At 36.8% G+C, this 15,662-nt stretch carries 10 protein-coding genes and 2 pseudogenes; 5 read left to right on the plus strand and 7 right to left on the minus strand.

The features are described from left to right. Positions 1–30: 30 nt before the first annotated feature. From V7L20_RS01160 to V7L20_RS01185, 6 genes and pseudogenes are all read right to left on the minus strand, one after another. Positions 31–960 (minus strand): glycosyltransferase family 2 protein, encoded by a 930-nt coding sequence (locus V7L20_RS01160; RefSeq protein WP_334742300.1) that lies wholly within the window; start codon positions 958–960, stop codon positions 31–33. 52 nt (positions 961–1,012) lie between these two features. Continuing rightward, positions 1,013–2,335 carry a flippase gene (locus tag V7L20_RS01165; RefSeq protein ID WP_334742301.1) on the minus strand — a complete coding sequence of 441 codons (1,323 nt, stop codon included), beginning with the start codon at positions 2,333–2,335 and terminating at the stop codon, positions 1,013–1,015. 113 nt (positions 2,336–2,448) lie between these two features. Next, a complete protein-coding gene (locus V7L20_RS01170) occupies positions 2,449–3,399 on the minus strand; it encodes a glycosyltransferase family 2 protein (protein ID WP_334742302.1) in 951 nt (316 codons plus the stop codon). Positions 3,400–3,667: 268 nt separating this feature from the next. Further along, positions 3,668–4,609, minus strand: a complete 942-nt coding sequence (locus V7L20_RS01175) for a hypothetical protein (RefSeq protein ID WP_334742303.1) — start codon at positions 4,607–4,609, stop codon at positions 3,668–3,670. 75 nt (positions 4,610–4,684) lie between these two features. Then, complete coding sequence (locus V7L20_RS01180) at positions 4,685–6,889, minus strand: GumC family protein (protein WP_334742304.1); 2,205 nt, start codon at positions 6,887–6,889, stop codon at positions 4,685–4,687. Between the two features lie 1,680 nt (positions 6,890–8,569). After that, positions 8,570–8,722: pseudogene (locus V7L20_RS01185) on the minus strand (IS4 family transposase); the annotation flags it as partial. A gap of 617 nt (positions 8,723–9,339) precedes the next feature. On the opposite strand from V7L20_RS01185, the gene V7L20_RS01190 reads away from it, so the two are divergent. From V7L20_RS01190 to V7L20_RS01205, 4 genes are all read left to right on the plus strand, one after another. After that, entirely contained in the window at positions 9,340–9,732 is a 393-nt protein-coding gene (locus V7L20_RS01190; RefSeq protein ID WP_334742305.1) for a hypothetical protein, read from the plus strand. Between the two features lie 201 nt (positions 9,733–9,933). Next, positions 9,934–10,107: a DUF3172 domain-containing protein gene (locus tag V7L20_RS01195; RefSeq protein ID WP_334742306.1), complete on the plus strand. Its 174-nt coding sequence runs from the start codon at positions 9,934–9,936 to the stop codon at positions 10,105–10,107. A 724-nt stretch (positions 10,108–10,831) separates the two neighbouring features. Further along, complete coding sequence (locus tag V7L20_RS01200) at positions 10,832–11,851, plus strand: RpoD/SigA family RNA polymerase sigma factor (protein WP_334742307.1); 1,020 nt, start codon at positions 10,832–10,834, stop codon at positions 11,849–11,851. Between the two features lie 118 nt (positions 11,852–11,969). Then, positions 11,970–12,464 carry an ureidoglycolate lyase gene (locus V7L20_RS01205; RefSeq protein ID WP_334742308.1) on the plus strand — a complete coding sequence of 165 codons (495 nt, stop codon included), beginning with the start codon at positions 11,970–11,972 and terminating at the stop codon, positions 12,462–12,464. Here the strand turns inward: V7L20_RS01205 and galK are convergent. Continuing rightward, a pseudogene (gene galK, locus V7L20_RS01210) lies at positions 12,461–13,567 on the minus strand (galactokinase). The gene V7L20_RS01205 and the pseudogene galK overlap by 4 nt on opposite strands. Before the next feature lie 744 nt (positions 13,568–14,311). On the opposite strand from galK, the gene glf reads away from it, so the two are divergent. After that, a complete protein-coding gene (gene glf, locus V7L20_RS01215) occupies positions 14,312–15,556 on the plus strand; it encodes a UDP-galactopyranose mutase (RefSeq protein ID WP_334742309.1) in 1,245 nt (414 codons plus the stop codon). Positions 15,557–15,662: the final 106 nt, after the last annotated feature.

The raw sequence follows: 15,662 nt of genomic DNA on the forward strand, positions 1-15,662 counted from the left end.
ATTTCTAATTAGATAACTTTACTAAATATGTCAATATTTTTCTATTGTTGAGTAATTCAATCTTTTCTTAAGCTCCTCTTTAAAAATATCCAATGCAGTTGCTTTATAGACTGTTTTTTGTGTAAAGTTATCTGCCTCTATACTCCTCACAATAAACGGTGGATGTTTTAAGGGAAATTCCATCGCTTGCATTGACATATTAATAAACGAAAATTCTTGGTTGGAAGTAAAATGAGTCGCGTCAGCACCAACGCCAATATTAGAGATTAAATTGACATTAGGAATAATGCTTAAGCTACCCTGTATCCAAGAAGCAAATGTCCATTGGTAATCCCAGGTTATACTTGTGGGATTATTATAAACAGACTGAAATATTCGTCGCCAATAACTTACTGCTTTTGGGTCTACAAGAATGTCATGTAAAAGGTTTTCTGCTTGTACCTCTTTCCAAAGTTTGATCGTCAAATCATAATGTTGCCAAGCACGTCTCCAACTTGCCCAACCCCAGCAGTGATTGTAGCGAGAAAAATAGTAACTATAATTTGTGCGTTTTCGCCCGAATTGAAGATTTTGAGCAGAGATTGTGGCAACTCTGGTATCGTTTCTATATTTTTCTAACAGTTCTTCACTAAACCGAAAAAATGTTGGATGAGGGATACAATCATCTTCTAAAACAATTGTCTCTTCAACATTATTAAATACCCAATCTAAACCACTAGATACTCGCTTTGCACAACCTAAGTTGATATCAGAATAATTCTTGATAACTTCGCAGTCCCAATCAACTCTTTTAATAATTGCCCGAGTTGCTTCACACTTTTCTGCTTCGCCTTCGCGGTCAGTGCGGGGACCATCTGCAATTACAAAAAGTTTTGTTGGCTTGGCTTGGCGAATAGCTTGAAAAACTTTCTCTGTTGCTTGCGGACGTTTGAAAATAATAAAAGTTACTGGTGTTTCCATCTTTAATTAACTTAGTTAATGTCCTTGATATTTAAAGGTTAGATCAGAAGGCTCAATATTTATAAAATTGAAGGAGTGATCGCACCTGAATCTGAAATATTTTTTGTGTTCTTGAATCAAATGCATTGCACACAAAAGCAGCAGCAGCTTGAGATATTATTGTTGCGATCGCAGCCCCAAGTCCTGCATATTTAGGAATAAGTAATAAGTTGAGAATAATATTTAATATCGCCCCAAATAAAGTCTTACCTAAAGAAACATGGTTTAAACCTTCAGCAATAAACCAAGGTGATGTTGCAAGACCCATAAATACAAACAAAGAAGTCCAAATATGAACTGCTAGTATTCCTCCTGCTTCTGCATATCCACTTCCAAACATCATCATAATTATGTTGTCAGATAGGAATGTCATTGGCAGAGCAATTCCAAAAGATATACATGTCATTAAACTGAGTAATTGTCCTATTCGCTGATAGTAAAGACTTTCTGATTTTTCTTTGGCTACGTAAATTGTAGGGGCAACAGAAGAAACAATAGCTCCCGGAATAAAGTACCAAATTTCTGAAACCCTGACAGCAGCAGAATAAACCCCAACCTCAGTATTTCCAATCATTTGGCCCAACATAACCTGATCTATTTTCATAAAAATCAGGATAGCGAACCCTGAAAAAATTAAAGGTAAACTATCTTTCATAAGAGTTTTGGCAACAGAAAAACTCCAACGCCATAACCACAACGAAGACCCTTTGACTTGGTAAATAATCAGCAAGCCAATTGCACTCATTACAAATTCTGCTAATGTTACCCAAGCAAAAGCTAATAATGGTGCTTTTGTTACAATTAGTGCAATTTTGATAATACTATTTAGCAGAAACGCTATATTTTTAGCGATCACAGTGTATTTTGACTGCACTTGCGATTGAAACCATAGTTCAATAGTATCAGTTGCTCTAAAAACTCCTGCCATTCCTAAAATTGCAACTAGCCATATCTTCAGCGTTTCATTCTCACCTAAGAACAACATAGTGCCAACCGCCAATAAGACAGAAGCAACTCCACCCAACAACTTTAGCCAAAAAGTGGTTCCTAAAATTTCCTCTTTATTTGATGATTGACGGACAATATGACGAACTACTACGTCGTCTAATCCTAGAGTGAAAATTGGGCTAAATAAGCTAACAAAAGCTAAAGCATAGTTAAACAAACCATACTGCTGTACTCCTAAGTAACGTGCTATCCACACTCCTACAACCAAGCTTGCACCCATACGGAGAATGCGGTCAGCGAACAACCAACCTGTATTGGCAACAATTGCACGCAGCCCAGAACGAGATTTAAATTTTGATAAGTTTTGAAGTTTTAATTTACTTAACATTATTTTTATGAATTAATCATGTAGCATTTTCTATATATACAAATGACAAGCATTTTATATTTATTAAATTCTCAAATGAGGTAAATTTATTATAATTTTACATTATTTATTTTCTATAATATTTTTAGCTTACCAGCCATAAAATTCCTCAAAAAATAGCTAATTAATAAAATAATACCCTTGAATTTCCAAAAATAACTATGTTCAAATAAAAATATTATTTTTAAATATGAAATAAAATCTTCAGTTTTAGGACATGGTTTTGTTTTTAACTCATTGAGAGATGTAAAAGCTAATAATAACGGGAAACTAAAATGATTTTTTTGCATTATGTAATTAAATAAGGAATTGCGTTTCCAAAATCTCTCGTATTCATAGCTATCTTCTATATCTAAAAATTTCTTGTTATGATATTGGTTATTTGGATGTATTCTATACATCACTAAAGGTTTAGATATATAAAACTTTTTAGCCCCAACTAAAGAAGCTCCCCATACTAAACAATCATCAGCCCTCACACGCCAATCTTCTATATTGGGAATAGGTAAAAATTTTCTAATTATTTCTCTACGCATTGATAATGTTGAAGTTATAGAGCCAATCCATTCACCACTATATAAAGTTTTGATTACTGAATAGCCTAAATCTAAATCAACTGTATCAGCTTGAAATGTTTCTTCCACAACTCCAAATTTTTTATACGCACAAAATAGAAAATCACATTCACTACGTCTATTATAAAAAGTTAAGGCAGTTTCTAAATATTGAGGCTCATAAATATCATCAGCATCTAAGAAAAATATAATGTCTCCAGTTGCAGCTAAGAACCCTTCGTTAAAGGATGATAATTGTCCTTTATTTTTTTCTTTTAAAATAACTTTAATATTACCGAATTTAGTGAAATTAGCTATAATTTCGGCAGAATTGTCTGTGGATGCATCATCAACAATAATAATTTCATCAAATTTAACTGTTTGATTCAAAGCACTATAAATTGCTTCTGGTACAAATTCAGCATAATTGTAATTATTAATTAAACAAGATGTTTTTATATTATTATCCATATCAAAAAGATAGTTTTGATAACTTAGTAGTCTGTCAAGTCAACAACGCTTATGTGTAGCGGTTCGCGACCTGGTGAGGTACGTTTTCAAAGTTACTAAGCTTGGTAAATAAGATTTGAGTGTACCTCAGTTGCTTGGAAAACGCTATAAACCAAGTCTTCAAATCTTGCTATTTGTGTTTTATGTACCTGTAATGGTAGCTTGTAACAAGCTGCTTTGCATCTACTTTATATAATCCAAGCATTGTTAGCTTGACCCAGTATTATAATTACCAATATGCTGGATATTTTGAGGGACTTGTAGGAATATCCTCAGGGCTACACCTCACCCAATATTCATTATAAAGAGACTGGAAAAACGGAATTTTATCCCAACGGTTGCCTTTAATTCCAAAAAGAATTTGAGTTGCTCCTCCAAGATGCACAGCCTGTTTACCCAGAGATTTAATGTAAGCAGCTAATGGAAGTCCATAAGCACCACATCCTATAATAGCTATGTCAAAATCTTTATTTTTAATCTCGTTACACATCCACTCATAAGCATCGAACCAAGTATTAAATTTGGTTTGAGTTCCAGCCAGAGACTGAACAGCTTTTAAGGTAATTAATTCAAATTCGGGTAAAATGTTTTGATTTGAAAAAAGCAATTTTCTATAGTTTTTATATTGTGATGAAATAGTTTCTGCAAAAGGATGAATTACTAAAACCTTTTTTCCTCCAAGATTTTTGCTCCAAGGCTCATTGTGATAATAAGGCTCAAGTGTATTTAATTCAACAAAAGAAGCTTTTAAACAAGAATTTTTGATAATTTCCGGCTCTCCAATTTGAAACCATACTCCTAAAACATCTATAGACTTTGACGATTCTAAAAAAAGTTGGCTAAATCGATCTAGATGTTTTTTATCTACTGGGAAAAACCCAGAATCGTTAGACATTGACTCAAAAATAGATTTTTTGTAATCTCCTTGTAGATATTCATGTATACAATAAGCTTCTGTGCTACCAAAGCGGCTGATCATAAAAGGTTTACTATCTTTAATCACATTAGTAACTAATTCATTACTTTGTTGATTAGATAAAATTTGTTGATATATATCATAGTTTCGTATGTAATTTTTGAATATTATTGTATTTGTGTAAAGAGAACCTTTCCATTTAGCTAATGGAGTGTTTGACTTTACGAATTGCTTGAGATTTTTACTTAATGTCATCAATTTAGTCCTCCAGTCAAAAAATTTGGTTGAGATGCTTGTAATCAGGCTTGCTTTCAGCATCTATAGCGGAACTTAACGTTCTCTGGAGAATTTTGTTAAGCTGCTAGATACTAAATCTTGTTCAATTTGCTGTTTTTTATTGTCATAAAAATAGTTATTAGGTTCATTTTTAGTATTGACACCATTGATAACTATCCCTAAGACCTTCTGACCTGACTGAGTTAAAAACTCTTTAGCTGAATTCGCACTGTTCAAGTCAACTACTCCAGGACGAACGACTAATAAGATTCCGTCAGTAAGGGTACTTAAAACAGCAGCATCTGCTATTCCTGATAAAGGAGGCGTATCAAAAATTACGAAATCGTAATCTATTCCAAAGTGACTAATTAATGTTGCCATACGTTGAGAATCTAGCATTGCGACTGGATTAGGAGGCAAAATTCCAGAAGTAAGAACCTCAAGATTAGGCATTACTTCTTTTATTGCCGTATCTAAAGAAACTTGTCCAGCAATGGCATTACTTAGCCCTGTTGTATTTGTTAACCCCCAGATATGATGCTGCATGGGATTACGCATATCTGCATCCACCAACAAGACTCGTCGCCCTGCCTGAGCCATAGTCACAGCTAAATTTGCAGATACGTCAGACTTTCCTTCTTTGGCAACAGAACTTGTGATTACGATGCTTTTTAGCGGTTTATCAGAACAGAGAAACTTCAAGTTTACTTGTAGTACTTGGTATGCGTTACCAAGAGGGAAGTAAGGAATATCTCTGCCAATGACTTTGGGAATAGCTCTATCAAGTCCTGCTATAGAAGAATGATCTTTAATATTTTTACCTTGTGTTGGAATTACTCCCAAAACACTGTATTTCAAAACTTCTTTAGCTTCTTTGACTGTCTTCAGCGAGCGGTCTATTAAGTCTAAACCAAAGGCAACAATGATACCTAAGAAAAGACCAACTCCTCCTCCACCAACAATAAACAGAATTTTGCGAGGTCCTTCTGCTTTATCGGGGGTTAAGGCGTAGGAAATTACACGAGCGTTAGGAATCTTTTGATTCTGTGCAATATCAATTTCTTGACGTTTCTTTAAGAGTGTTTCGTAAGTCGTTTGAGCGGCTTGTAGCTTTCGTTCTAACTCTCGTTGACTCTGTTCTAGCTTTGGTAAATTATTTGCTCGTTTGATATAGGCTTCTTGCTGTCGCAAAAGTGTGGCAATTTGTCTTTCTAGACCGACGCGTTCTGCCTGAGCATGAGTAATATCTGCTATTAGGCTTTGGCGCAGTTGTCCAACCTGTAAACTTCCCTCTGTTATCTGCGCTGTACCAGCGAATTGTCCGATCCGCTCTTTTAGCAAGCTCTGAAGAGCTACGACTTTTTCTTGTAAGTTAATAATTGTTGGGTGTTCAGGTGAAAAACGTGTACGTTCTAGTGCTAGTTGGCTTTCTGTTTCTTGGAGTTGAGCAAGCACTTTCTGAACTCCAGGTGCTTGAGTTAATTCAGATGCGATTACACCTTGCTGTGAATCTATCTTAGCTTCACTGCGTAACTGTTCTAAACGACCTTTAACATCATCTAATTGAGCTAAAGCTTGAGAAATTTGGTTTCCTAACTTGGAAATGGTATCAACTGCTGCACTTGCTTCTTGTCCTAAGACAACAACTTTATTCTTTTCTTTAAATAGCCGCAGTTTTGATTCGGCTCTTCTGACAATTTCCTCAGCTTTGGGTACTTCCGTTACGAGAACATCTTTGGCTATCAGTGCTTCATTCTGATTAGCTTTGATATTTAGCTCGATATAATTGTCAATAACTTCATTGACGATTTTGGCAGCTAGTTCCGGATTGCTGCTTTTATAAGAAATTTGTACAACATCAGTGCCTTTGATTCCTTCTATTTTTAGTTGTTTTGCCAAGTCAGGGATCGAGAGCAATTTGCCTTTGCTATTTTTAAGGTTGAGGGAATTAATTGTCTTCTCAATCACTGGATTTGAGCCAATAACTCTCACCTGAGTTTCCAGGGGATTGTCGTTGACATTCAAAGCTTCCAAACGTCCTATATCTTCCGATAAACCTGTGAGTGAGGAAGAGCGATTTGTTTTAATCATCAAACTTCCTTCTGCTTTGTATGAAGGTTTTAATGAAAATGCATACAAGCATCCAAGGGTAACAGTTATGCCAAAAATACCGACGAGAGGTAGCCAACGCCGTTGAATAACTTCTAAGTATTTCTGAATATTTACTTCTTCAACGTGTGGTAAAGATTCTATCGTCATAATATATACAAATTTTCTAAATAAGTTGATTTACTTACATACAGGAGATATTTCTCAGTATTTTACCGATATTAGCCCTGGAGTCTAATTTGCTATGAGAATATCTGCGTTGATTGTCAGCTAATGCCTTTTTCTTGAAGTTGTTCAGGAGGTAGAGTAAATTAGTAGACATTTTCAACTAACAGTATTGAGCTTAAATTTATGCACAAAATAGAAAACAGTACATAATTTCGATTATTTGGAATTATAGACACATTATCACTACGATTTAACTCCTTTACTGAAATATACAAATATCAAGCTAATTGATAAATCTAAAATAAATACTAATTTTTTGTTTAAATCAGCGTTGTTTTGCAACTGATGAAGGTATTTATTAATCATCTATTAATCAACATCATATTCTGTCAAAACCCTGATGTGGTTAACTTTACAAAATATTCATATAAATGCTACTATATCCGCTACCTTTTTGCTGATTCTAAAAAGATAAAAGCAATTAATTGCTTGTACCAATTCTTTATGAAGATGCACAGAATATTAAACGAACCGCCCTTCGGGTGACGCTCCTTCGTCGCTCATAGCGTTGCCATGCCGTACCACTTGCCTACGGCACGCTTTGCGAACGGTGGAAGCAAGCGGGAGCAAAACGTCTCGTTTGCGCAGCGTCTTTGATAGGAGAAGACAAGGCTTTACGCTGCGCTAACACCAGTCGCTTACGGTGCCAAACCCGCCTACAGCGCTGGTGAACCAAGTACATCAACGCGTAGCCTCTCGTTAGAGAAGAGCGCTAAGAATAGAGAGTTACTCATTTAGTGCAGCTTCACATTAAATTGGTATTAAGAGTAAGCAATTAAACAACTGTGCTAGCCTACAAGCAATGGAACGACTTTATCAATTACCAGTTATCAGTTATTAGTTACCAGTTTCAATTGTAGGATTTAAGTCCCAAACTATACGCCTATTAACTGTTCACTGATTTCAAGGTAGGCTTCGGACAGTGATAAGAGACACTTAGAAAGACTAGATGTATATTGACATGATCTGCTGCATAAAAACTTTGGATAATAATTAGTTTTTCCTTGGAATAATGATCAATCTTGAGGACGATATAGGACTGACATCATAAAATTGTATGATTCGAGTATCAAACTTGTAATGACTCACAACTAGTTTATTTGTCCAGACTGATGAAAGACTTTTTTGATGTGACTTGATGTATGCAAATGACGTAATAATTCAGGAGTAAAGCCGGATACTCCAAAGCTCTGGTCAGAATAGTTAAAGAATAAGAAGAATACTTTTTACATAAATTTCTCGCTCGTACTGTATTCCTTTTAAATTTTGACTTCTGACTCTTGAGTGCTGAATTCTTACCAAATGACAGCACAGTGACGGCTCTTGAGTTTATATCCCGTATTTTAGGTTTACCTACAAACTTGCGATCGCCTTGTTTGTATCCTGCAATAGCCACAAAATACTCCTTCCAAGGTTTATCTAACAATATATATGTTGTCTTATCTGTGTAATTGTATGGTAACACGTAGAAGAGATAAATGGCTAGTAACTAAGTTTGCACAATAAAACCACTATGTAATGAAAGATAAACTACGGTACAATCGTATTTACTGCTGTTTTATGCCAAGAATAAAGTTTTATGTTGACAATACCTTAGCCAATTTACGAGGGGCTAAAGTCTGTGGAAACGGCATGAATCCGTCCTAAAGAAGTAAGCTTGGCAAAAATTTGAGCTAACAAAATAGGGTCAGGCTGTTGGGGAAGTATTTTTAATATTTCATGGACGTATCGAAAACCACGGTAATAAGCTTTCAGGCATGGGCGGGCAGTGGTTTTTGAGTTGTCGTTGTCAGAGACAATAACTCTACTACGAAACGCCCTACCTCTTCATGCTCTTATTTTGGCAACGGTATTGGTTGACCTACTTATTAATATGGCTAAAAGAATATGAGTTAGCACAGTTGCAGCAGGAAACACAGAAAAGACAAGTTTCAAATTCTGACCAGAAAGAAAAAGGTACAGAGCAAGTAAATTTATTTATAGAAAAATAAAAAATGTATAACGAGTGGCACAGCGCAAGAAATACAGCGTAAAGGCGGAGCGTCTTTACCTTTGCTCCTTGTTACAAGCCCCTAAATTTATTTATGGGCTTGGTAAATTTTTAAATGCGTGAATGCTTGACTTCCCCGAACGCGAGTGCGTCCCGTAGGGAAGGAGTTGACATGATTAGAGCATGGATTGCTCAACTGCCTCCTTTTAGACAAAAGTTTATATCTGACTAAATAAACTTCACTATATTTTTAATGAGTTTAGCTAAACTTCTTGCTACCTATGTTAACCTGAAGTATTAAAACTAGGCTGCTATTTTTTGCTTTCTGTATTTAAGCAGTTTTAATTATTAAAATAATATTAAATGTAAAAAGTATTAAATTATGAAATTATCTTCTATCACTTTAGTGCTTGTGATTAGTGTACTCGCTCTCCCCCGAAGTGTCTATGCTAACCAAGAAAATATTTCCATGATAAGAGGCGATGACAATCAGGCTGGAGTTTTATTGACGGAACCGGCCACAATTAACACTACATGGAGTAATTTTACCGGACAGACCAATAATCCCAAACACACTACTGAACCAATTTCGCTAGTGCAGGAGGGAGGATGCAAAAAAATTAACCCGCTTGAGTTCATCAATAACCCAGCCGCCTTATTTAAGCAATGTCAAAAGCCAACAAATACTCAAACTTCACAAAGTACTGAGCCAATTGAGTATCTCAAGGTTCCTAAACTTGATTCTGGTATTAGTGTAACAGTTACTAAGTTTTGATATAGAACTTTTTTAGCAAGAGATAACTAATTATTAGTAGTGTAATCTATCTAGATAATTTATGTTAAAACATGGATGAAATATTTCTGCTGGCTGCTTTAGCTCAAAGCCGAAAGGCTTTGCCTGAATGTTAGCCGAACCCACCAGTAGGCTGTGTAACTATAGATGCTCAAGAGATAGTAGCCTAAAGGTGTTGCTATCTTGCCAAGTATTATCCTTGATGTTAATGTGACCATTATTACTACTTTTAGTCAAAAAAATGTCGCCAAAAGTAATTACATTGATAATACTGCACCCAATGCAGATGTCTGCGTGCAGTATGACACAAGTGCAATTATTATGGATACTTGCGTCTTTGCCGTCCTAAATCCCTAGTTACAAGTATTTTAACTGGACTTTTAACAACCAAGGCAGGTATGCTGTCTTACTGGAGGTAGAAGAGAAAAAGATTTGACTTGTTTGTTCCTTTGTAGCGGTTGGTGCACCGCCAGTTGAACTGATCCTAAGAAAGCTGTTTTTAAGTAGAGGAGGCTAGATAATTGATTTTTTATGGTTAGTGTTCTACGTAGCTGGCTTAATACGATTGGATTATTTAGTAAAGAACTAGAGGTAAAAGATGGAAATTTTGTGTTTAATAAGTTTAAATTTAATTTTCATTAAATTTAAATATAACTAAAATAGTATAAATTAAGATAAATTATTACTTGGAGTTTTATAATCTGAAAGTATGGCTAATATAAAGATAGGTTTTTTATCAAATAGTTTTTGAGGTAATTTTTAATTATTTTCAAGTGTATTCTCAAATTAAATTAATAATCAGGTTTTAAGATAGGTAAATATTAATAATAAATCAGTGTAATAGGTTCAAAAAATGCAGTGATGATACTTAAAGCAATTGATTTGTCACTAATGATGATGTTATTATTAAGGGGTGGGTTGATTTTGGGTTTATTATCTCCAAGAATTGACTTGTAATGTATCATAGACCAGAATTCATTAGTATTGCCAATTGATTGATTAGCAGTGTGAAATGGGTATGGGTATAAATATCTAGACTTGATACCAATAAATTGATGAGGTTACAGAGGAGCAAATAACCATGAGCAACTTAACATCTCCACCTACCGAAGTTCAAAAAACGAAGAAAAAAAGTTTAGCGGCAGATAAAAAACCTCGATCTACAGATGATATTGTGCGTAGTTATCTGCAAGAAATCGGGCGTGTAGATTTGTTGACTCGTGAACAAGAGGTTATTTTTGCCGAACAAGTGCAGCAGATGATGAATTTACTAGCTGCTAAAGAAGAATTGGCTGTGAAGTTAAACCACGAACCCACGCTGCAAGAATGGGCAGCTCGAGTGAAGTTAAGTGTTGAGGTGGTAGAGCAGCAGCTAAATTTAGGGCATCAAGCCAAGCAAAAAATGATTCAGGCTAATCTCCGGTTAGTGGTAGCTGTGGCGAAGAAATACCAGCACCGTAACCTGGAATTTATGGATTTAATTCAAGAAGGTACTTTGGGTTTAGAACGAGGGGTGGATAAATTTGATCCCGCTCTTGGTTATAAGTTTTCTACCTACGCTTACTGGTGGATTCGTCAAGGAATCACAAGAGCGATCGCTCAACAAGGACGGACAATTCGTTTACCGATCCATGTCTTTGAGAAACTGAACAAAATTAAACGGGTGCAGCGAGAATTATCTCAACAGTTAGGTCGGGTTCCAACTACTGCTGAAATTGCTAACGCATTATCTTTGACACCTAGCCAAGTTCGAGAGTGTTTGTTCTTGGCCCGTCAACCCTTCTCTTTAGAGGCGCGAGTTGGTGAACAACAAGATACAGAATTGCAGGACATACTGGAGGATGATGGCCCTTCTCCCGAAGACTATGCTGTTGAAGAATCTTTGCACCAAGACTTACAAGACTTGTTGGCAAAGTTGTCTCCCCAGCAACGAGAAATATTAACTTTGCGCTTTGGTCTGACTGATGGATATGAACTTTCTTTAGCACAGATTGGCGATCGCATGGGTATTAGTCGAGAACGGGTACGTCAAATAGAGCAGAAAGCTCTCAGCCTTCTCCGACGGCAAAAAGAACAAGTACGTAGTTATCTAGCAAGCTAAGATTATTTTTTCATAATAATGTAGAGCATTTAAACTTAGGAAGTCACCATTATGACTGTATAAAACTCAGTCGTTTCGGGAGAAAATAAACCTAAGTAATCTCTTTCAAAGTTTTGATATGAGTACATCAAAGACAGTGCAACAATTGCAAGCACAATGGGTCACTTCTGAAAACTTTCGGCGTTATGGACAGGTGATTTTTGCAAGTCAAGATGGCAAAGCTTATGATCAGGAAGATGCCCAGTTAAAGCTGGAAAATGGGATTCCCCGATTTTATATTATGCGGTTGCAGAAGAAAGGGCGAAAGTTTCACAAAATTACTCGCCATTTGCAATGCACTCAATGTCTGGGTTCTTTGGAAGGGAAAGATTGGTTAATTGCTGTTTGTCCTCCTAATAATGATCTAAATGAACCAGCATTAGAAGATATTGCTGCTTTTTTCATTCCGGGGAATTGTTTTATCAAGCTACATGAGGGTACTTGGCACGCTGGTCCCTATTTTGACCATGAAGCTGTAGATTTTTATAATTTGGAACTAGTTGATACAAATGTGGTGGATCATTTCACTCATGATTTTCTCAAGAGTCATCAATTAGAGTTTAAGATGGTTTAGGCTGCATCACCTAATCCCAAAGAAGGAACCAAAATTCGTCCGTTGTAACCTGCTTGGTTGTATTGTTTAAGGACATGAGTTGTATTACTTTTGCTCTCACCCGATCTAACCAGAGCTACACTTGCCCCCCCAAAGCCTGCACCCGTCAGTCTTGCACCAAACACCCCTTCTGTTTTCTGTAAAATCTCTACCAACCTATCTAGGGCTGGCACTGAAACTTCGTAATTATCTCGCAAGCTGGCATGGGAAGCATTCATTAATTCGCCAAAGCGCTCAGATGTTACTCCCTGCAATACTTCCAAGACGCGGTTATTTTCTGTAACTACATGACGGGCACGACGCCGTAGTGGTTCGGGTAATGCTTCTGTTACATTAACATCACTAATATCTCGCAATGCTTTCACTTTGAGCGATCGCGCTGCCTCTTCACACTCGGCCCGACGCTGGTTATAACTGCTACTTGCAAGGGTACGGGGTACACCGCTATCAATAACCAAAATCTCAGCGTTGTTAGGCAAAGGCATCACCCGGCGTTCTAAAGTCCGAGTATCTAAAAATAAAATATGTTCAGTATCAGCCAAGCTAGAAGCCATCTGATCCATGATGCCGCATTGTACACCAGCATAGTGAATTTCTGCTTGCTGGGCAAATTGGGCGATTTCAACATCATCAATAGGAAGGTTCAGAAGTTGGCGTAATGCCCGAAGGGTTGCCACTTCCAAAGCTGCGCTGCTAGACAAACCTGAACCCATAGGAACCGATGATTTGACGTACACACAAAGTGATGGTATTGTTGTATAGCCTGCTTTTTGCAAAACCTCAATACAGCCAAAAATATAACTGGCGAATCCAGAGGGTGTATGACTAATATCTAAAATGCTCACTTACTCGTTGAGATTTTCCGAATAAAAGTGATGCTGGCGTAGGCGTAGCCCGCCGGAGGTATCGCTACTAAAACCTAGCTGTACTGTTGTACTTTGAGGAATCGCAGTTGGAAGAACGAAGCCATCGTTATAGTCAGTATGTTCGCCTAGTAAATTTACTCTTCCTGGCGCACTGGCTTGAGTTTCAGGTAGTTTACCGAAAACTTGTTGAAAATCCATATTTTTTAATTATATAAAAGTACAGGGCGCAATCTTTCTTCTACCTCAACATTAGGAAAATTTGGATCAAAAGTCAGATTTTTTAACTTTCCATCCTTGAGAATAGCCTGGGAAAGTTCTGTAGGAAACTCCGGTTTTGTAGTGGGTGCGAGTGGGTTATATTCTGGGGGGGGAATGAAACAGCCCTGCTTCCCTATGGGACGCACTCGCGTTCGGGGAAGTCACGCATTCAAAAATTTACCAAGCCTATAAATAAATTTACTTGCTCTGTACCTTTTTCTTTCTGGTCATCATCAGATATTTCTGAGCAGTAACGATAAAACATCTGTAGGAGATACTTAAGGAAGCTAGATTTTTTATACTTTAATTTATTGATAATTTATTTTGTTTTAATCTTTACTGAGAAAAATAACGCCGACATAAGTCTTTTGGCGTATATCTAATTATATATTTAGCTAAATTTGACATATAATTCAGTATTATTAATGTTAAAAATTTAATACTTAAGAATAATACAGTAATTTTTAATTACTATATTTAGATAGATGGATATGTAATTAAAAAAAGTAAATAATAAGATAAATTCTTACGATAAACAGAACTTGTTAGTCCAACATTCTGCAAGTTAAGTTAATGAATCTCTATGTCAAGTAATAAAGTGCAAGTAGAAAACAACGTTGTAAGTCATATTGTGTCATCAACACATGAAGCAAAATCATCCGAGACAGCTAAATCGCAGAGCAGATGTCTTGGGATCGGACTTGGGGATCTATGATGCAGTTGATAGAATCTGCGATCGCACCCACACCAGATACCACAACTAATCATAAAAATAGGAAATCTCCCATTTCAACAGATATTGCAGAAGCACCAAGCATCATTACCAGAGACTTTATATTTGATTACTTAATTGTTGGTGCAGGTTTCTCTGGTAGCGTTATCGCTGAACGCTTGGCGAGACATTCCGGTAAAAAAGTATTGATTGTAGACAAGCGCAACCATATTGGCGGCAATGCTTACGACCATTATGACGACTACGGAATTCTTGTACATAAATACGGCCCCCATATCTTTCATACCAGTTCCCGCGAAGTATTTGAATATCTCTCACAGTTTACTCCCTGGCGTTCTTATGAGCATCACGTTCTAGCCAGCGTAGATGGACAACTTGTTCCCATCCCCATTAACCTTGACACTATCAATAAACTCTATGGAATGAACCTCAATTCATTCCAAGCAGAAGAGTTTTTTCAGTCAGTTGCAGAACCGAGAGAACACATTCGTACCTCTGAAGATGTAGTAATTAGTAAAGTTGGTCAGGTACTTTACGAAAAGTTCTTTAAAAATTACACTTGCAAACAATGGGGACTCGATCCTTCAGAACTTGACAAAACAGTAATTGCCCGAATTCCCACCCGTACAAACCGTGACAGCCGATATTTTACAGATAGTTACCAAGCAATGCCACTGCACGGCTTTACCCGGATGTTTGAGAATATGCTAAATCATCCGAACATTAAGGTAATGCTCAACACCGATTACCGTGAAATCGAGAAGGCTATACCTTGCCGTGAAATGATTTACACTGGTCCAGTTGATGAGTTTTTTGACTATCGCTACGGTAAACTACCCTATCGCTCATTGGATTTCAAACATGAGACACATCACACCTCTGTGTTTCAGTCTGCGCCAGTGATTAACTATCCCAACGAACAACTGTATACCCGGATAACTGAATTTAAGTACCTAACTGGACAGGAACACTCCAAAACTAGTATTGTTTACGAGTTTCCCAAGGCAGAGGGCGACCCCTATTATCCCGTACCACGTCCTGAAAATCAGGAAATTTACAAACAATACAGAGCCCTGGCTGAGGCAACATCATCTGTGCATTTTGTGGGACGGCTAGCTACATACAAGTATCTCAATATGGATCATTGTGTGGCGCAGGCTTTAGCAACATACAAACAAATAGCGGTTAAAGCTTGAGTTTGTTGATGTTAATCGTGGGCAGGCACTGCCCAGACTGCAATTTTTTAAAGTGGAGACGCAATCCATCGCGTCTCTACACAAGTCAGACCAATTCGCAATTGAC

Origin of the sequence: Nostoc sp., assembly GCF_036916735.1 — a bacterium.
Lineage (GTDB): Bacteria > Cyanobacteriota > Cyanobacteriia > Cyanobacteriales > Nostocaceae > Nostoc.